This window comes from Mesorhizobium sp. WSM4311, from assembly GCF_002295115.1.
Taxonomy (GTDB): Bacteria; Pseudomonadota; Alphaproteobacteria; order Rhizobiales; family Rhizobiaceae; genus Mesorhizobium.
The window spans coordinates 328,003-344,788 of record NZ_NSFV01000005.1 but is presented as its reverse complement, the minus strand read 5'-3'; the positions used below and the strand labels follow the sequence as shown (position 1 = coordinate 344,788).

Sequence of the window (16,786 nt, the reverse complement as noted above, 5' to 3'; positions counted from 1 at the left end):
GGATCCCCGCATGACGAAGCCGCACCCCCAGCATTTCGACCCGAAACCCGTTCTCGATCTCATCGCCAGCATCGAGGCCGATCTGCAGCGCCTGAAGGGCCTGGTCGAGCAGCAGATCGAGAAATTCGACCCCGCCAATCCACACAACAAGGCCCCCGACGGCAAGCTGACCGAGGAAGGGGTGGAGTGCTGCTACCGCATGTTCGACGAAGGCAAGTCGCGCTATTCGGTCGCCCAGCAGATGAAGATCTCCTTTGCCGCCGCCACCCACCGCTTCAACAATTGGCGCAAGCTGGGCGGGACCAAGAGGCAGCGGACGTTGCTTGGGTGAAACCGGCGAGATGTCGGCGGGGCATCGCGGCGACGGCGGAGACAGTCCGCCAACTTTGTAACGGTCACATTTTTTCGATGGTGCGCCACGGCCGTTTGCGGGCATCATGAGAAGAGACTGCCTCTTTTTGCTGGACTTCGCATGACCACCCCTCCCGGCATTGCCGACATCCACGCCGCCGCGGCGCGGCTTTCCGGCCTGATCGTCGAAACCCCCTTGATCGAATCGCCCGAGCTGAACAGGCGCTTCGGCGGCCGCATCCTGTTCAAGCCGGAGACGTTGCAGCGCACCGGCTCGTTCAAGTTCCGCGGCGCCTACAACAAGCTGTCGTCGCTGAGCGAGGAAGAGCGCAGCCGTGGCGTCGTCGCCTTCTCCTCCGGCAATCATGCGCAAGGGGTCGCCGCTTCGGCCGCCATGTTCGGCGTCAAGGCGGTCATCGCCATGCCGGAGGACGCGCCGGCGATGAAGATCGGCAATGTCCGCAAGCTGGGGGCGGAAGTGGTGCCCTTCGACCGCTTTCGCGATGACCGCATGAGCGTGGTTCGCCCCTATATCGACAAGGGCATGGTGCTGGTGCCGCCCTTCGACGATCCGGCCATCATTGCCGGGCAAGGCACGATCGGCCTCGAACTCATGCGGCAGGCCAGGGCGCTTGGCGTCAGCCTCGACGCCGTCGTCATCCCCTGCGGGGGCGGCGGCCTGTCGAGCGGCATTTCGGTGGCGGTCAAGGATGTCTCGCCGGGCACCGCGGTCTGGGCGGTCGAGCCCGAGCATTTCGACGACACGCGCCGCTCGCTCGCCGCCGGCGCCCGGGTTTCGAACGAACCGGGCCATAGCTCGATCTGCGACGCGATCCTGACCGCCGAGCCGGGCGCCATCACCTTCGAAATCAACCGCAAAAACCTTGCCGGCGCCGTCGCCGTCTCCGATAAGGCGACCGCACAGGCGATGCGCGATGCCATGGCCTATCTCAAGCTGGTGGTCGAGCCGGGCGGCTGCGTGGCGCTCGCGGCCCTGTCGTCGGGCGAGATCGAACTGTCTGGCAAAAGTGTCGCCGTGGTGCTTTCCGGCGGCAATGTCGATTTCGGCACCTATGCCGGGATCATGGCAGCCGCCTGATCGCCCTATCCTCTCAGCCGTGCCCACCATCGGCGCGGTCCGACGGGCTGCCATCCAATCAAGAGGCTTGCACGTAGGGTAGCCTTTCAGCGACCTTCCTGCGAGCGCCCGTCAGTCCAGCGTGCGCCTGAACCGCAAGAGCGCGGTGCCCGCGAACACCAGCACGAACACGGCCAGCCAGCCGATCTCGGTGGCGATGGCATGGAAGTCGGCGCCCTTCAGCATCACCGCGCGGGTGATGCGCAGGAAATGCGTCAGCGGGAAGATTTCGCCCAGCGCCTGGGCCCAGCCCGGCATGCCGCGATAGGGGAACATGAAGCCGGACAACAGCAGCGACGGCAGGAAGAAAAAGAAGGTGAGCTGCATGGCCTGCATCTGCGAGCGGGCCATGGTCGAGATGGTGTAGCCGAGCAGCACCAGCGACAGCACGAAGACAAGTACCGACGACAACAGCAGCGTCAGGCTGCCGACGAACGGGATATCGAACAGAAGCTTCGCCGCCACCAGCACCACCGCGACCTGCACCGCGCCGACGACAAGGAAGGGCAGCACCTTGCCCAGCATGATCTCGGCCGGACTGGACGGCATGGCGAGCAGGTTTTCCATCGTGCCGCGCTCGGTTTCGCGGGTCAGCGCCATGGCCGTCATCATCACCATGGTCATCTGCAGGATGACGCCGAGCAGGCCGGGCACGATGTTGTATTGCGAAATGCCTTCGGGATTGTAGCGATGGTGCACCACCACCTGCAGCTGCTGCCTGGCATTCTCGGCGGCGGCCGCCTGCATGCCTTGCGCGCGCAGCAGTGCCTGGCTCGCCACCGTGCTCAGCGTGGAAATGGCGCCGCTCGCGGCCGAGGGATCGGTCGCGTCGGCCTCGATCAGGATCTGCGGATTGTCGCCGCGCTCGACCCGGCTGGCGAAGTCGGCCGGGATGGTGACGACGAAGGAAACGTCGCCGCGCGCCATCAGGAACTCCGCCTCTTCGGCGCTCTCGGTGACATGGTCGAAATGGTAGTAGCCCGTCACCTGCAGCGCCGAGACCATGGCGCGCGTATACTGGTCGTTGCTCATCGCCACCAGCGCCGTCGGCAAGCCCTTGGGATCGTTGTTGATGGCGAAGCCGAACAGAATGAGCTGCAGCAGCGGCACGCCGAGCATCATGGCGAAGGTGATGCGGTCGCGCCGCATCTGGATGAACTCCTTGATCAGCAGCGCGCCGAGCCGGGCGAAGGAGAAGACGCTGTTCATGCCATATTGTCTCATGCCATATTGTCCTTCGACCCCGACATGAACTGGATGAAGACGTCCTCCAGGCTGGTTTCGCCTGGCACCACGGTCACGCCCTTGTGCTCCTTCTCGACATCGGCGAGGGCTGCCTCGAGCTTCTTCCTGTCGGAACCGACGACATGCAGCGTGGCGCCGAACGGCGCCACCTGGTCGACACCGCGGCGGCCCTGCAGCTCTTCGGCCACCTTGGCGAGCTGTGGACCCTGCACCACGAACGTCGTCAGGCCGGCGTTTTTCACCACCTCCTCAACGGTGCCGGTGGCCAGCATCTTGCCATAGGAGATGTAGCTGATGCGGTGGCAGCGCTCGGCCTCGTCCATGTAGTGGGTCGAGACCAGCACGGTCAGCCCGCCGCTGGCGAGGCGATGGATCTCGTCCCAGAATTCGCGCCGCGCCTTCGGGTCGACGCCGGCCGTCGGCTCGTCGAGCAGCAGCAATTTCGGCTTGTGCATGATGCAGGCGGCGAGCGCCAGCCGCTGCTTCCAGCCGCCGGACAGCGTGCCGGCCAGCTGGTCGCGGCGCGAGGCGAGGCCGAGTTCATCAAGCGTCCTGGCGACATAGTCCTCGACCGGTTTCAGCTGGTAGAGCCGCGCCACGAATTCGAGATTCTCGCCGATCGTCAGATCCTCGTAGAACGAGAATTTCTGCGTCATGTAGCCGACTTCGCGCTTGATGCTGAGCGAGTCGGTGCGGATGTTGAAACCCAGCACCGTGCCTTCGCCTTCGTCGGGCGTCAGCAGGCCGCACATGATGCGGATGGTGGTGGTCTTGCCCGAACCGTTGGGGCCGAGGAAGCCGACGATCTCGCCCTCGGCGACCGACATCGTCACATGGTCGACGACGGTCTTGTCGCCGAACCGCTTGACCAGGCCGTGAACGTCGATGGCATTCATTTGGCCGTTTCCGCAAGGTCGACATCGACGATCTGGCCGGGCTGCAGCGGGCCGGCGTCGCCCTCCGGCCGCGCCTCGACCAGATAGACCAGCTTCTGCCGGTTCTCGAGCGAATAGATCACCGGCGGGGTGAATTCGGGATCGGGCGAGACATAGCTGACGCGCGCCTTCACATCGGGGCCGCAGCCGTCGCAATGGACGCTGAGCAGGCTGCCGATCCTGACCGAGGCGAAGGCGGCCTCCGGTATGTAGACGCTGAGCTTCACCGCGCCGTCAGGCAGCATCGAGATGACCGGCGCGGTCGGGCCGGCGGTGTCGCCGGGATTGCGGATGACGTCGTTGACGCGGCCGGGCGAAGGGGCGGCGAGCGTGCGCTTGGACAGCCGCCACTCGGCCTGCCGCAGGGTTGCCTGCGCCTGCTTGACCTGATTGTCGGCGGCCTTGATCGTCTCGGGCCGCGCCGGCAGGCCGCCGACGGCGAGATTGGCCTGCGCCTGGCCGACCTGGGCGTTGGCGGTCTCCAGCGTCGCCGAGGCGGTGTCGTAGTCGGCCTGGGTGCCGGTGCCGCGCTTGAACAGATCGGCGGCGCGGTCGTATTTGCGCTTGGCGTCGTCGGCCTGCGCCTTGGCCATGTCGACCTGCGCCTTGAGTGCGGCGATCTCTTCCGGCCGCTTGCCGACCTGCAGATCGGCGAGCTGCGCCTGCGCCTGCGCGAGGCTTGCCTCGGCCTGCGCCACCGCGATCCTGGCGTCGGCGCTTTCCAGCGTCACCACCGTCGCCCCCGGCGTGACGCGATCGCCGCGCTTGACGGCGACGGTCTCGACCTGCGCCACCTCGATCGGCGCCAGCAGCACATAGTCGCCCTCGACATAGCCGACGGCGAGCGGAGCGGCGGGCGCACAGGCGCCGAAGAGTTGAGCGGCAAGCGGCAAGGAGCAGAGGAAACTCATTGTTTTGATCCAATTGGGGGTTTTGATCCCATTTGGGGTTTTGATCCCATTCGGGCGGCCAGCATGGCGCTGAGATTGTCCGTCGTGACGGCCGCGACCTTGGCGGCCTCGGCGGCGCCGATGTCGTGCCAGCCCATGCGGCGCTTCACCGCCTCGCGGCCGATGCGAAAATAGACGACCTGGCCGATCAGCGTGAACACGGTGAGCCGGGTCCGCTCGCTTTCGGCCGGCTCGCCGGTCGCCTGCTCCCAGAGATGACATAGCCGGCGATGCGCCGGCTCGAACACGCCTTCATAGATGCGGTCGAGCGCAGCGGTGGGATGCTGCAGTTCGCGTAGCAAGAATTGCACGATCTCGCCGGCGCGCGGCTGCGCCACGACGAAGCCGACGATCCCCTCTATCGCCGCGAAAAGCTGCGCGCGCGCCGCCTCCGCATCGCCCGCCGGCGCGGCACGGCCACCGGCTGGCGCCTGACCGGCTGCCAGTGCCTGGGAGGCGACCGCCTGGATAGTCTCGACGATATAGTCGGCGACGGCGGCGCGGAGGCCTTCCTTGCCGCCGAAATGATAGGCGATGGAGCCGATATTGGCCTGCGCCGCGGCCGCGATCTCCCGGGTCGAGGTGCCATCGAAACCCTGCCGGCCGAACAGTTTCAGCGCCGCCTGCACGAGCGCGGCGCGGGTAGGCTCCGCCGGAGATGTCTCGCGGCGGGAATTTTTGGCGTCGGGCAATTTGATCATGACAGTACTTTAATCAATCGATTGATTAAAGTCAACTTCTGTTCGGAGTTGTCTTGCCATCGCCCGCGCCAAACGCTTTAGTGCGCGGCCATGGGCAAGGAAGTCGAGCGCAAGTTCCTGGTCTCCAGCACCGCATGGCGGGAGCTGGCCGAGGCGGATATCGGCATCCTCCAGTTCTATCTCGCCACGGCGCCCGGGCGAACCGTCCGCATCCGCATCAGCGACGGCGCTTCCGCCAAGCTGACGCTCAAATTCGGCAGTGGCGCTCGCGAGCGCGACGAGTACGAATATCCGATCCCTCTGGCGGATGCCCTGGAAATGCTGGACTTCGCCATCGGACGTGTCATCGAGAAGACACGTCACCATGTTAGGCATCGCGGCTATCTCTATGAAGTCGATGTCTTTGGCGGTGCACTCGCGGGACTTGTGGTGGCCGAACTCGAGACTCCGGAAGATGTGCCGGACGAAATGCTGCCTGACTGGCTCGGCCGCGAAGTGACAGGCGAGCAGAAATTCTACAACGCGTCGCTCGCCCTCGGGGGGATACCGGAGATCGCCGCATGAGCTTTCGCATCGACCCGCGCCTGCCGCTGACCGGCGAGGTCAGACGCATCCTTGCCGCGGAGATCGGCAAGGCGCTCCAGCATCTGGATGCGGCGCGCAGCCGGCCGGAACAGGGGCTGCACAAATGCCGCAAGCGGCTGAAGAGCGCGCGTGCCTTGCTGCGGCTGGTTCATTCCGGCGCCGAAACATTCTGCACGACAGAGAACCAATGCTATCGCAACGTGGCGGCGCTGCTTGCCGCTCCGCGCGAGGCAACGGCGCTGATCGAGACCCTCGACCGGCTGGCGGCGGCTTTTCCCAAGGAGAGCGCCGATGGCGGGCTCGACGCCGTGCGCGACAGGCTGGTCGCCCGTCAGCACGATTTGCATGAAGGCGCCGGCCTCGAAGCAGCGATCGGCGCGGCGACCGCTGCCTGCGAAGACGGCATCAAGCGGATCGAAAGCCTCGCCTTGCCCGACCAGCCGGAACAGGCGGCCGACGTGCTTGCCGAAGGTGCACGCGTCACTCTGCGCCGCGCCAAAAAGGCGCTCGACAAGGCCGGCGCGCGCGGCGAAGCCAATGATTTCCATGATTTGCGCAAGGCCGCCAAAACGCATGGCATGCACCTGTCCCTGCTGGGCCGGCTGTGGCCGACGCCGATCAAGGCGCGGCGCAAGGCGGTCGATGAACTGGGCGAGCGGCTCGGCGAACTGCATGACCTGTTCGTCATGCGCGCCCTGCTCGAGGCGGACGACGAGCCGCTGGGGCCGCACCAGGACACAAAGCTTCTCGGCAAGCTCTTGAAGCGTTCGGAGAAGCGCCTGAGGAAATCCTGCCTTGCCGAGGCGGCTGAGCTGTTCGGCGACAGCCCCAAGCGCTCGACACGCAAACTGGCCCGCAAGGCGCGCGACGACCTGGCCAGCCCGACGCCGCATGACGAGACGAGCGCTTCCGCCGGCTGACCAAACGCCGGCGCGCTGGCACTCCCCCGCCGGGCCGTGCTAGTCACGCTCTACCATGACCGAGCCCGGCGACACGCTTCTGGATCGACTTGGCCGCTGGCTTGCCGGCCGGCTGCAGCAAGAATCCTCCGGCTATGAGCCCTATACCCCATCCGACGCCGAGACGCTGCGCCGCACGCTGGAGCCGGGCGACATTCTGCTGATCGAAGGCAACCAGAGGATTTCGGCGGCGATCAAATACCTCACCCAGTCGACATGGTCGCATGCGGCCTTCTATGTCGGCGACGCGCTGGCCGAACCGGAGGACGGAACCGAGCGGCGGCGGCTGATCGAGGTGACGCTCGGCGAAGGCTGCGTGGCGGTACCCCTGTCGCGCTATCGCACCTACAACACCCGCATCTGCCGGGCGAGCGGGCTCACTCCGGAGGACCGCGATCATGTCGTCGCCTTCATGATCGGCAAGCTTGGCCTGAGATACGACCTCAAGAACATTTTCGACATGTTGCGCTACTTCTTCCCGACGCCGCCGGTGCCGGTGCGCTGGCGCCGCCGCATGCTGGCCTTCGGCTCCGGCAATCCGACGCGGGCCATCTGCTCCTCGCTCATCGCCGAGGCCTATGGCGAGATCCACTACCCGATCCTGCCCGAGATCACCCGTGTGCCGGGCCGCGCGTCGGCGCAGTCGAGCTATATGCGCAAGGAGATCCTGCACATTCGCCACCACTCGCTCTACACGCCGCGCGACTTCGACCTGTCGCCGTTTTTCCGCATCGTCAAGCCGACGCTGGAATATGGTTTCGACTACCGGCAGATGGTCTGGGACGACAAGGCAAGCACAGACGCCGGAGCCGCAAAGGCTGGAGCAATCGTCCCAGACACGTGATGGCTTCGGCCTAGAGCAGTTCACCGTTTCACGGAAACGGCAACCCGCTCTAACTCTTTGTTTTAACGCAATTCCGGACGGAAAACCGTTTCACACTTTTCCTGGGATTGCTCTAGGTCAGGACATGCCCCTGTAGCGCGGCCTATACGGCCGAGGTGCAGGCGTTTCACATGGCGGCCTGCATCATGCCGAGACCGCGACAGTGCCCTGGCTTTCGGCTCTGCGTTCGACCCAGACATGGACCGGTTCGTCGCGGCCGCGGATGCTCACCGGTCCATGATCGCGCGCATTCAACCGTGCCGTGGGCGATTCCGCCTTCGCGGCCTCAATCAGTCGTGACCCAAAGCAAATATTCGCCTGAAGCTCCCGGCAGAGCGACTGCAAACGGCTGGCGACGTTGACGGTGTCGCCCACCACCGCGAAGGACAGATTGCGCTCGCTGCCGACCGCGCCGATGACGACTGCACCATATTGTGCACCGATCCGAACGTCCAGCGGCGGATATCCCCTGGACACCCGCTGCACATTCCAGTCTTCGAGAGCGGCGACCATCGCTTCAGCGCACTGGATGGCGCGAGTGGCGTCGTCATGGCTGGCTTGCGGAACCCCGAATGTCGCCATGATGCAATCGCCGATATAGTTATCGACGGTGCCATTGTGGTCGAAAACGACCTGCTCCATGCGACGGTGGAACTGACGCAGAAGTTCGAACACTGCTTCGGCCGGATGATCCTCGGAATAGTGTGTGAAGCCGACAATGTCGGCGAACAGCACCGCGATATCCTGCCGGCGGACCGGGCCGAAGGGCTCGTCATCGGTGGCGAGCTGGTCGACGACATTGGGCGAAAAATGCCGGGCGAGATTGGCGCGGGCGCGCTCTGCCTTGACATAGTCTTCCGACAGACGTCGGGAACGAGAGACGACCAGCGCCATGATCGCGCCGATAATCAGCACGACCAACACGTTGGTCGCCTGCGCGAATGTATCGACGAAATTGGGGTTGAGATAGAGGTTCAGTCGCTCTTTCACCGGCAGCGAATAGAGGTTCGTCGCCGGAATGACGGTTCCCGGATAAGAAATCACCCATCCCACCCCGATCGCCCACGTCAAGGCCGCGAGCGCGCCGAGATAGAGCGCCAATCGTGTCGAAAGGGTCAGCGCGCCAAGGCATACGAAAATCAGCAGGAATTTGAAGCTGCCCTCGCGCAGTTGCATCGCGGCTGGCGCGGCCTCCTGGGAAAACGGGTTGGGCGTTACCAGCAGAACGGTCAACAGAATGATGTCCAGCGTACCGACGAGGTAACCGATCCACCATCGCGCCGTGCGACGGCGCGCAAAGAGAAACTGGATCAGGCCGACGAGCTGGAACAGCACGAGGCCCGCCAGCACGAAGAGCAGCGAAGCATCCCAGCGGCTGATCAATGAAAAGAAGCAGGAGATCACGGCGAGCGATGCCGTACGCGCCCAGAACTGCAATGCAGCACCGTGGCGTTCTGCCCGCGCCCGCAAATTTTTCAGGCGCGAATAGCGGCGAAGTTCAAGTGTTGGTGCGGTCGGCATAGGATCACTTCGATTTCACGGGGGCGTGTCACGCATTCGGCAAGCCGTCCTCTACAGTCTGGCAAATCGGTGCGCGAATCCTATCACGAATGTTGGTGCCGGATCTGTTCTATCCCAGCGCGCCCTATGGGCGCGGTCGGCATCGCTGGTCGCATGGCTCGTCCGGTCGGCGGGCTGCCGGCGAATGGTGACAGTCGGCGCCGCCGGAGCGGGCGCGACATGCTCAGCCGCCAGATGCAATCCTGCTTGGGATGATTGTTCAGGCCGGCAAGGGACGGCGTCCCTTTGCAGGAGCGGCGGGCTGGGCGCCGGCGTCGCGCGGGTGCGGGCCGATCGGCATGATCGCGGGAAACGGCGTCGCGCCGAAGGCAAAGGTGAATTTGTAGCCGGTGAGCCCGTCCTCGGGCGTCGTATGCTGGTCGTGATGGGCGAGCAGCTTGGCGCGCTCGGCGAGCTCCTCCGCCTCGCGCCGCACCATCTCCGCCGTTTCCGGCCGCATGCGCCTGGAGAAGCTGACGAAGGTCGCCTCCTTGTCGATATGGGTGATGGCCCAGCCGATGAAATTCTTGTTGGTCATCTCGAACAGCGGCCTCAGCGGCCCTTCGAAATTCCACTGGATCGGCGTCTCGACCAGCAACCTTGCCGAAAGACCCCGGCCGAGCGCGATCAGGCCGAGTTCCTCGAGGTCGCGCAGATAGAGGAACATCGAGGCCTCGCTCAGGCCCTGTGAACGCATGATGCCTTCAGGCGTGAACTTTTCCGACAGCATGACGAAGATGAACAGCAGCGCCGGCCGGCCGGCGAGCCGGCGCTCGATCTCGGGTGCGATGTGGTTGACCGGCCCCGGCCCGCGGTTCATCGAGCCGAGCACGTTTTCCAGCTCGACGCCGGCGGCCGTGCAGATCTCCACCAGCCGGTCGAGCTTGCAGTTGCGCTCGTGGAAGATGCGCTTCACCGTCGGCTCTGAAACGCCCATGCGTTCGGCAAGCTCGCGATAGGTGACGCCCTTGGCCTTCAGCGTCCGCTTCAGCGCCTCGAAGATCAGACCGTTCATGGGATGCACCTCTTGCCAGCGGTTTCGTATCGATATTTGATACTAGTGGCAATTAGGCTTTCCGAAAAGTATCGAAAATCCTAGCTCTGGCCTGTCATCACAGGAGAACAGCCATGAACCGCCTCTCAGCCTTTGTCGTCGCCATCGGTATCGCCGCCGCACCAGCCGCCCAGGCCGGTGAGCTCTGGCGCGCCACGGGCCTCGAACAGCCGGAATCGGCGCTGTTCGACGCCGCCAACAACCGCATCATCGTCTCCAACATCGTAGGCAATCCCGGCGCCGCCGACGGCAATGGTTATCTCTCGGTGCTGTCCCTCGACGGCAAGACGATCACCCAGCACTGGACCGACGGCATGGACGCGCCCAAGGGCATGGCGATATCGGGCGGCAAGCTCTATGTCGCCGACATCACCAAGGTCCGCGTCGTCGATCTGGCCAGCGGCAGGCTGATCGCCAGCATCGTGGTGCCGAATGCCGTCTTCCTCAACGACATGACCTCGGACCACACGGGCAAGGTCTATGTCAGCGACATGCTGGCCGACACGATCTACCGCGTCGATGGCGACCGGCCGGAGCTGTTCGTCAGCGATGCGCTGCTGGCTTCGCCCAACGGCGTCTTCGCCGACGGCGACAGGCTGATCGTCGCCTCCTGGGGCAAGGGCATCAAGCCCGACTTCAGCACGGCGGAGCCGGGCGGGCTGCTCGCCATCGATCTCGCCAGCAAGGCGATTTCGCCGCTGCCCGGCGCGCAGAAATTCGCCGACCTCGACGGCGTCATCGCTGTTGGCGACACCATTTATGCCACCGCCTACATGACCGGCACGCTCTACCGCTACAAGGCCGGCGGCGCGCCGGAAGCGGTGGCGCATTTCAAGCCGGGCAGCGCCGACATCGGCACCGACGGCAAGTCGATCCTCTACGTGCCGCTGATGAACGAGGGCGAAATCGCGGCACTGAAGCTCGACTGAGGGCTCAGGGCCGATCCGCGCGACCTCTCGCTAACGGCCGTGGGATGGACCGTGCTACGACGGTCCATCCCACGATGACGGTCAAGGAGGATTGCGATGGAAGACATTGCCATGGAGGACTGGGGCATCCCCACGGCTCTGGATCGTCACTGGGCTGCCTCCGATGCCGGCGACTTCGAAGCGGAGCATGAGATCTACCGGGAGGATGCGGTGCTCGACTGTCCCGGTATTATGGCGTTTGCGCCATAATACCGGGTTGATGCGCTTCATTTCGAACCGGGAATGCAGGCCATTCCATGAGACGGCTTCGTCTGCGTTGACGACAGTGCCGTCTACGATCCGCGACTTGATCCAAGCCAGCGCCGCGCCTTCCGTGCCGAACACCGCCGGCAATGAATTGCCGTTGCGCTCACGGATGATGATAACGGACTTGCGCTTGCCGTTCTGATTTTCCAAAAGCCGGCGGTCAATACAGTTTTCCTTCCGGTTGGCAGGCTTCACGTAGCCGCCGAAATAGCCGCCATCGACCTCCGCAATCTTGCCTTCGCCGCCGATGGTGCGACCCTTCATTTCCTCAGCCATCGCTTCGCGCATCTTGTGGCAAAGAACGAAAGCGGCCTTGTAGGACAGGCCCAGGTCGCGGGACATGGCGAGCATGCTCTTGCCCTTGACCTCATTGCAGAAGATCGCAATTGCCGCCAGATAGCCGCGCAGTGGCAGCTTGTGCGAAGCGAACAGTGTGCCCGAGGTGACGCTGAAATCCTTCTGGCAAGCGCGGCAACGGAAGCGGCTGGCACCATTCGGACGGCGGCAATCGTAGGCATCGACGCCACCGCAAGACGGGCAAACCGGCTCGCCATTCGTCTCGGCCCAACGGACCTTGCGGAAAACCGTTTCCGCTTCCGCATCGGTCATGCGGAAGACCTGAGCGAGGCTCAGGGTCTTTGCTGCCGAAGAGAGGAGGAATTGTTGGGCCACAGGTGTTCTCGTTTCTGAGAACACATTATCGTATGCGGTATCATTATCAACATGAAAATCTCGTATATGATAACCAGTCTCCGAATATGAGATTGGAAACCGCATGACATTTGCCAAGACTGAGAAGGAATGGGCCGAACGGGTCGCACGTCATCTGAAGGTGGAGCTAAAGCGCGCCGATCTGACATATGACGATCTGGCCGAACGGCTCAAAGAACACGGATTCAACGAGACGAAGGCCAGCATTGCCAATAAACTTGCGCGCGCAACAATGTCCGCGCATTTCTTCCTTGCCTCACTTGCGGCCACAGGTCGCAAAAGCGTAACACTGGAAGACATCTAGGCTTTCAGGGGCGGCTTTGGGATGCACAAACCAACTATGGCGCGACTAATCGCGGCGCCTTTCTTGTTTTTGGTCGTGCTCCTAGTCGCTGCCTGGACCTCCGGGTCTCAAGAAATAATATGCAAGCAGACAAAGGGCGGCGAGGAACACTGCGCTCCCTATAACCTCGCGGCGTATTACCTCGTCGAGATCAAAGAAACTATCGACGAGAACGACGGGCTTATCACCACGCTGGCCACGATTGTAATCGCCGCGTTCACTTGCACGCTTTGGCTGTCCACCCGGAATTTGTGGCTGGCTGGTGAGCGCCAGATGACTTTGATCGAGTCGAACGCCACCCAGCAATCCGCCGACATGCAAGCCTCCACCAAGGCCGCCCAAGATGCCGTCGCAGTCGCGAGAGAAACTGGCGTAGCGCAAATACGCGCGTACATCAGCGTAACCAAGGTGGAGGTCGGCTTTCACTCACTCCCGTATCTTATCGATGTCACTACAGGCAAATCCACCAAGCAATATCAAATGTGGGTGGATCTGAAAGTCGGCAATTTTGGTCGAACGCCAGCTCGTCGCATCCAAACTAGCTGGGTTATCTCCCGCTACTCCGATCAGAGTGATATTTGGGCTGGTCGCCACAACTACATCGAGAACATCGACATCCCGCCAGAGCAAACAGACTACATCGTCAGCGATGCACAATTTAAGGCGCCTGCTGAAGCTGGCGAGCGTTTCGCCAAAAAGGAAATTGATCTCGTTTTGGAAGGGGCGGTCATCTACGATCCCGTTGCCGGTCCGCCACAACGTATAACACCATTCCTCTATCTGCTCAGCTTTGACGAGACGCTCGATAGCGGTGTGAAAATCCGCATGTCGACCTATGTGGACCATGCAACCTAACCATGCAGCAATCGCGACAACCCCTACTACCAGCGATCCGCCTATTAACGATAATATTTTTTCTGGCGCTATGTGGCGTCGCCCACGCGGATCCATGGTGGCTTGAATCATCTCAGCCACCCCATCCACCAACTCAGCAACAAGCCGCCGCCGAAGACGCAGCCAAAGACCCCAAAGATGAAGGTGGCGAATCCATCTGGCAGCGGACGATAAGCGATCCGCTGGCGCTCTATACCTTTGTTTTGACCTCCTTCACTGGTCTTCTCGGTCTGTCCACAGTCCTGCTTTGGTGGGAAACACGCCGGATCCGCAAGTCTGCTGCGGAGGATATCCGAACTCTCCAACGCGCCTACGTGAGCGTCGAACCACATGGCGTACACGCGCATAACGAACGCGGGCGCGCCCGGCTCTCGGGGCATAAGGGGCCATTCCAATGCGTGGCGCAAATCAAAATATCCAACGCCGGCAACTTGCCCGCCCGAGACATAAAGTGGCTGATTGAACACAAGTTCAGCGTTGATGGGCGACTGGATGACTTCTGGCCAGATGAGACTAAATGCCAGGGGCGAAACGTAATCCCGCCTTCCGGGCACATGATTCAGGGCGGTATAACCATCAACGTTGGTGAAATCGGCAGTGCCGACCCGGGCGAATTGTGGGAGGAAACTGATCGTTTCCTGTATGTCTGGGGGATCGTGATCTACGATGACGGCTTTGGGAAAACCAGGCGGACCCGGTTTTGTCACCGCTACAACTGCGTCAACCTTGACTATGTCTGGGCTGACGCGAAAGCCCCTAAGCGAGTTTGCATAGGCCGCTGGATAGCGGCTGAATTCGCCAGGCATCACCGTTACGGCAATGATGCTGATTAATGCGGCCAATGCCGCCTGCGCCCGCACGGCGCGCCGCCTAGCTCACGGTCTCCTCCTGCGATCTAGGAACGGTGGCTTTTGCTCGGCCCGTGGCGTTTGCGCCATAATACCGGACTGTCCGCAATCGGGCGAGCGCATGCCGTGAGCCATGGGGAAGATCATCCGCCGATCGCCCGTTCGGAGCTGCCTAGCGAGACGGTCGCGCTCGCCCGCTTCCTCATCGGCAAGCTGGTGGTGCGCGATTTGCCAGAGGGCATGGTCAGTGGCCGCATCGTCGAGACCGAGGCCTATGTCGTCGGCGACACCGCCGGGCATGGTTTCAGGGGGATGACCCGGCGCAACCGCTCGCTGTTCCTCGAGCGCGGCCACGCCTATGTCTATCTCGCCTATGGCGTCTCCATGATGCTGAATGTCTCGAGCGAGGGGGAAGGTACCGGAACCGGCGTACTGATCCGGGCGCTCGAGCCGCTCGAGGGCATCGCCATCATGCGTCAGAATCGCGGCGTCGAGCGCTTGCGCGACCTGGCGCGCGGGCCGGGCAGGCTGGCGGCGGCGCTGCGGATCGACCGGTCGCTCGACGGGCTCGACCTTTGCCGGAAAGGGCCTCTATGGCTGGCGAAGGACGGCCAAAAAGCCGGCGACATCGGGCAGGGCATCAGGATCGGCATTACCAAGGATGCGGACCGGCTGCTGCGGTTCTATGTCAGGGGAAGCCCGTTCGTCAGCGGTCCGAGCTCGCTCAACCCATGACGGCCGGCAGCCCTCCTCCCTTGAGGCACGCTGGCTGCGTCGGGGCTGCCTCTCTCATTTCTCCGCCAGTTGCGTCCGTGCATCGCTGATCGAGGCGGCATAGGTCACCAGCGGTCGCTTGACGCCGTGGTTGATCAGGGTGCGCCGTATTTGCGCAGAGGCCCCCCGGCAGGTGGTAGCCTTCGCGCCAGACCGTCACCAGCTTGGGCGTGAATAATTCGGCAAATGTCGGGCTTGCCGACCCTCGGGCGGACCCCGCGAGTCGACTTATGGGTCGGTTGATGCACTGCCTGCCGTGTCTGATCCATGGACTGCCTTCCGCACATGAAGGCGGCGGGACCGTCGGCAGGAATGTCGGCGGTCGCCGTCGCGACTTATGCCGGCTCAGCCCTGGGATCTGGCGGCACGGCGGGTTTGAGGCGCACGCCCCTGCCGCCGCGTTCGCTGGCCTGGTTCTCGCCGATCAACTCCACCCCGGCCTCGTCGAGCGCCTGGATGACCTTCATCAGCGTATCGACCACGCCCCGGACCACGCCATCGCTCGCTTCCATGCGCTGGATGGTCGGAAGCGAAACGCCTGCGCGTTCGGCGAGCGTCTTCTGGTCGATGCCGGCCAAGGCCCTTGCGGCACGCATCTGCGCGGCAGTGATCATCGGCCGGACCCCATGTCTGTGTCTGCAGGAATAATGTGTAATGCCATTGTCATGATGTTTCAAGCATCAATATGAATGTTTGACGCGTAAGCGCCTTCGCCTGATTGTCCATTTTTCCCGATACTTCCCGAGGATTGCAGGCTAGGGTGTTGCCCATCTGGGCAGGGGTAACGCGGTTGAATATTTTCAAGACCTTGATGACATCGGCATGCCTGCTTTCGATGGTTCTGGTTCTGGCAGGCTGTGGTGGACACCTCATCAACCGATTGATCTGAGCGCAAGCCCGAGGGTGCAGTCAGGCGCCGTCGGCATCGTCGCCCACCACCTTGCGGCGCTGCAACACCCGCGCCACCAGCCAGCACAGCATCGCCCAGGCGAAGCCCGCGCACCAGCCGGCCAGCACATCCGACGGCCAGTGGACGCCGAGATAGATGCGGCTGACGCCGACCAGCACCGTCGTCAGCACGGCCAGCGACAAGACGTAGATCTTCGTCGCCCTGCCATGCAGGAAGCGCGCCGCGAGCGAACCGAGCGTGAGATAGGTCACCGCCGACAGCATGGCGTGGCTGCTCGGGAAGGAAAGCGACGTCTCGCTGACCAGATGCGAAACGAGCTCGGGCCGCGGCCGGTCGACGCCGACTTTCAGCAGGCTCGACAGCACCTGGCCGCCGGCCACGGCTACGAAGATGAGAAGGGCCGTCCCCGGCCGGCGGATCAACAGCAGATAGAGGATCGTTGCCGAAGTGATCAGCACCAGCACGCTGGCGCTGCCGAGGCTGGTGATGTCGCGCATGGCGCCTTCCAGCCACGATGGGCCGATCGGGATTGCCGTTTGGCCAACCTGGCGGAAGGCAAGCAGGATTTCGGTGTCGAAGGCGTGCGGCGCGGTTGCCCGCGCCACCTCCATCAGTTCCACGAAGCCCCAAAGGCCGCCGGCGATGACCAGGCCGGCCAGCAGCACCGGGAATTCGATGCGGTTGAGCAGGGTGCTTGCGGTGTCTTTCAT

General features: G+C 63.3%; 18 protein-coding genes and 2 pseudogenes. 10 read left to right on the top strand and 10 right to left on the bottom strand.

All coding sequences use genetic code 11. From position 1 onward, the window contains the following. Window positions 1-10: 10 nt before the first annotated feature. Both CK226_RS15830 and CK226_RS15825 read left to right on the top strand, forming a co-directional pair. Window positions 11-331 (top strand): hypothetical protein, encoded by a 321-nt coding sequence (locus tag CK226_RS15830; RefSeq protein WP_019862259.1) that lies wholly within the window; start codon window positions 11-13, stop codon window positions 329-331. Window positions 332-472: 141 nt separating this feature from the next. Further along, window positions 473-1,450, top strand: a complete 978-nt coding sequence (locus CK226_RS15825; protein ID WP_095792384.1) for a threonine/serine dehydratase — start codon at window positions 473-475, stop codon at window positions 1,448-1,450. A 111-nt stretch (window positions 1,451-1,561) separates the two neighbouring features. Here the strand turns inward: CK226_RS15825 and CK226_RS15820 are convergent, their stop codons facing one another. The 4 genes from CK226_RS15820 to CK226_RS15805 are packed head-to-tail and all read right to left on the bottom strand — an operon-like array spanning window position 1,562 to window position 5,320. Next, entirely contained in the window at window positions 1,562-2,698 is a 1,137-nt protein-coding gene (locus CK226_RS15820) for an ABC transporter permease (RefSeq protein ID WP_032932402.1), read from the bottom strand. 11 nt (window positions 2,699-2,709) lie between these two features. After that, window positions 2,710-3,630, bottom strand: coding sequence for an ABC transporter ATP-binding protein (locus tag CK226_RS15815; protein WP_095776152.1), 921 nt, complete (start codon window positions 3,628-3,630; stop codon window positions 2,710-2,712). Then, window positions 3,627-4,580 carry an HlyD family efflux transporter periplasmic adaptor subunit gene (locus tag CK226_RS15810; protein ID WP_095792383.1) on the bottom strand — a complete coding sequence of 318 codons (954 nt, stop codon included), beginning with the start codon at window positions 4,578-4,580 and terminating at the stop codon, window positions 3,627-3,629. The genes CK226_RS15815 and CK226_RS15810 overlap by 4 nt, the downstream gene beginning before the upstream one ends. Beyond that, window positions 4,577-5,320: a DUF1956 domain-containing protein gene (locus tag CK226_RS15805; protein ID WP_095792382.1), complete on the bottom strand. Its 744-nt coding sequence runs from the start codon at window positions 5,318-5,320 to the stop codon at window positions 4,577-4,579. Before CK226_RS15805 ends, CK226_RS15810 begins: the two co-directional genes overlap by 4 nt. Before the next feature lie 90 nt (window positions 5,321-5,410). Here CK226_RS15805 and CK226_RS15800 point away from each other — a divergent pair, with 90 nt between their 5' ends. From CK226_RS15800 to CK226_RS15790, 3 genes are read left to right on the top strand one after another with little or no spacing between them, the layout of a single operon-like run. After that, complete coding sequence (locus CK226_RS15800) at window positions 5,411-5,884, top strand: CYTH domain-containing protein (RefSeq protein ID WP_095788631.1); 474 nt, start codon at window positions 5,411-5,413, stop codon at window positions 5,882-5,884. Further along, the gene (locus tag CK226_RS15795) at window positions 5,881-6,825 is read left to right on the top strand and encodes a CHAD domain-containing protein (RefSeq protein ID WP_095792381.1); all 945 of its coding nucleotides are present in this window, start codon (window positions 5,881-5,883) and stop codon (window positions 6,823-6,825) included. The genes CK226_RS15800 and CK226_RS15795 overlap by 4 nt, the downstream gene beginning before the upstream one ends. A gap of 55 nt (window positions 6,826-6,880) precedes the next feature. Beyond that, window positions 6,881-7,708, top strand: coding sequence for a lipo-like protein (locus CK226_RS15790; RefSeq protein ID WP_095792380.1), 828 nt, complete (start codon window positions 6,881-6,883; stop codon window positions 7,706-7,708). A 183-nt stretch (window positions 7,709-7,891) separates the two neighbouring features. Here CK226_RS15790 and CK226_RS15785 read toward each other — a convergent pair whose 3' ends face one another. Next, window positions 7,892-9,268, bottom strand: coding sequence for an adenylate/guanylate cyclase domain-containing protein (locus CK226_RS15785; protein ID WP_095792379.1), 1,377 nt, complete (start codon window positions 9,266-9,268; stop codon window positions 7,892-7,894). A gap of 259 nt (window positions 9,269-9,527) precedes the next feature. After that, on the bottom strand, window positions 9,528-10,322 hold the full coding sequence (locus CK226_RS15780; RefSeq protein WP_095792378.1) for a helix-turn-helix transcriptional regulator: 795 nt from the start codon (window positions 10,320-10,322) through the stop codon (window positions 9,528-9,530). Window positions 10,323-10,435: 113 nt separating this feature from the next. Between CK226_RS15780 and CK226_RS15775 the strand changes: the two genes are divergently transcribed. Both CK226_RS15775 and CK226_RS35535 read left to right on the top strand, forming a co-directional pair. Then, window positions 10,436-11,290, top strand: coding sequence for a PQQ-binding-like beta-propeller repeat protein (locus CK226_RS15775; protein ID WP_095776160.1), 855 nt, complete (start codon window positions 10,436-10,438; stop codon window positions 11,288-11,290). Window positions 11,291-11,401: 111 nt separating this feature from the next. Next, window positions 11,402-11,515, top strand: a pseudogene (locus tag CK226_RS35535) (nuclear transport factor 2 family protein); the annotation flags it as partial. A gap of 33 nt (window positions 11,516-11,548) precedes the next feature. Here the strand turns inward: CK226_RS35535 and CK226_RS15765 are convergent. Next, window positions 11,549-12,205, bottom strand: a pseudogene (locus tag CK226_RS15765) (IS1595 family transposase); the annotation flags it as partial. Between the two features lie 166 nt (window positions 12,206-12,371). Between CK226_RS15765 and CK226_RS15760 the strand changes: the two are divergent. Next, a complete protein-coding gene (locus CK226_RS15760) occupies window positions 12,372-12,611 on the top strand; it encodes a DUF6471 domain-containing protein (RefSeq protein WP_095792377.1) in 240 nt (79 codons plus the stop codon). Window positions 12,612-12,632: 21 nt separating this feature from the next. Next, window positions 12,633-13,505 carry a hypothetical protein gene (locus CK226_RS15755; protein ID WP_210202243.1) on the top strand — a complete coding sequence of 291 codons (873 nt, stop codon included), beginning with the start codon at window positions 12,633-12,635 and terminating at the stop codon, window positions 13,503-13,505. A 107-nt stretch (window positions 13,506-13,612) separates the two neighbouring features. Here CK226_RS15755 and CK226_RS34425 read toward each other — a convergent pair whose 3' ends face one another. Continuing rightward, complete coding sequence (locus CK226_RS34425) at window positions 13,613-14,404, bottom strand: hypothetical protein (protein ID WP_142887598.1); 792 nt, start codon at window positions 14,402-14,404, stop codon at window positions 13,613-13,615. Between the two features lie 96 nt (window positions 14,405-14,500). Here CK226_RS34425 and CK226_RS15740 point away from each other — a divergent pair, with 96 nt between their 5' ends. Continuing rightward, on the top strand, window positions 14,501-15,127 hold the full coding sequence (locus tag CK226_RS15740) for a DNA-3-methyladenine glycosylase (RefSeq protein ID WP_179301070.1): 627 nt from the start codon (window positions 14,501-14,503) through the stop codon (window positions 15,125-15,127). Window positions 15,128-15,501: 374 nt separating this feature from the next. Here CK226_RS15740 and CK226_RS15735 read toward each other — a convergent pair whose 3' ends face one another. Both CK226_RS15735 and CK226_RS15730 read right to left on the bottom strand, forming a co-directional pair. Next, window positions 15,502-15,780: a helix-turn-helix transcriptional regulator gene (locus CK226_RS15735; protein WP_010912541.1), complete on the bottom strand. Its 279-nt coding sequence runs from the start codon at window positions 15,778-15,780 to the stop codon at window positions 15,502-15,504. Between the two features lie 295 nt (window positions 15,781-16,075). Then, window positions 16,076-16,786 (bottom strand): phosphatase PAP2 family protein, encoded by a 711-nt coding sequence (locus tag CK226_RS15730; RefSeq protein WP_095792372.1) that lies wholly within the window; start codon window positions 16,784-16,786, stop codon window positions 16,076-16,078.

What these genes read in the sequence shown, in the direction of transcription:
- CK226_RS15830 (WP_019862259.1), top strand. Translation starts at nt 11, where the DNA reads ATGACGAAGCCGCACCCCCAGCATTTCGACCCGAAACCCGTTCTCGAT.
- CK226_RS15815 (WP_095776152.1), bottom strand. Translation starts at nt 3,630, where the DNA reads ATGAATGCCATCGACGTTCACGGCCTGGTCAAGCGGTTCGGCGACAAG.
- CK226_RS15780 (WP_095792378.1), bottom strand. Translation starts at nt 10,322, where the DNA reads ATGAACGGTCTGATCTTCGAGGCGCTGAAGCGGACGCTGAAGGCCAAG.
- CK226_RS15735 (WP_010912541.1), bottom strand. Translation starts at nt 15,780, where the DNA reads ATGATCACTGCCGCGCAGATGCGTGCCGCAAGGGCCTTGGCCGGCATC.
- CK226_RS15810 (WP_095792383.1), bottom strand. Translation starts at nt 4,580, where the DNA reads ATGAGTTTCCTCTGCTCCTTGCCGCTTGCCGCTCAACTCTTCGGCGCC.
- CK226_RS15800 (WP_095788631.1), top strand. Translation starts at nt 5,411, where the DNA reads ATGGGCAAGGAAGTCGAGCGCAAGTTCCTGGTCTCCAGCACCGCATGG.
- CK226_RS15820 (WP_032932402.1), bottom strand. Translation starts at nt 2,698, where the DNA reads ATGAACAGCGTCTTCTCCTTCGCCCGGCTCGGCGCGCTGCTGATCAAG.
- CK226_RS15730 (WP_095792372.1), bottom strand. Translation starts at nt 16,786, where the DNA reads ATGAAAGACACCGCAAGCACCCTGCTCAACCGCATCGAATTCCCGGTG.
- CK226_RS15785 (WP_095792379.1), bottom strand. Translation starts at nt 9,268, where the DNA reads ATGCCGACCGCACCAACACTTGAACTTCGCCGCTATTCGCGCCTGAAA.
- CK226_RS15825 (WP_095792384.1), top strand. Translation starts at nt 473, where the DNA reads ATGACCACCCCTCCCGGCATTGCCGACATCCACGCCGCCGCGGCGCGG.
- CK226_RS15790 (WP_095792380.1), top strand. Translation starts at nt 6,881, where the DNA reads ATGACCGAGCCCGGCGACACGCTTCTGGATCGACTTGGCCGCTGGCTT.
- CK226_RS15760 (WP_095792377.1), top strand. Translation starts at nt 12,372, where the DNA reads ATGACATTTGCCAAGACTGAGAAGGAATGGGCCGAACGGGTCGCACGT.
- CK226_RS15805 (WP_095792382.1), bottom strand. Translation starts at nt 5,320, where the DNA reads ATGATCAAATTGCCCGACGCCAAAAATTCCCGCCGCGAGACATCTCCG.
- CK226_RS15795 (WP_095792381.1), top strand. Translation starts at nt 5,881, where the DNA reads ATGAGCTTTCGCATCGACCCGCGCCTGCCGCTGACCGGCGAGGTCAGA.
- CK226_RS15775 (WP_095776160.1), top strand. Translation starts at nt 10,436, where the DNA reads ATGAACCGCCTCTCAGCCTTTGTCGTCGCCATCGGTATCGCCGCCGCA.
- CK226_RS15755 (WP_210202243.1), top strand. Translation starts at nt 12,633, where the DNA reads ATGCACAAACCAACTATGGCGCGACTAATCGCGGCGCCTTTCTTGTTT.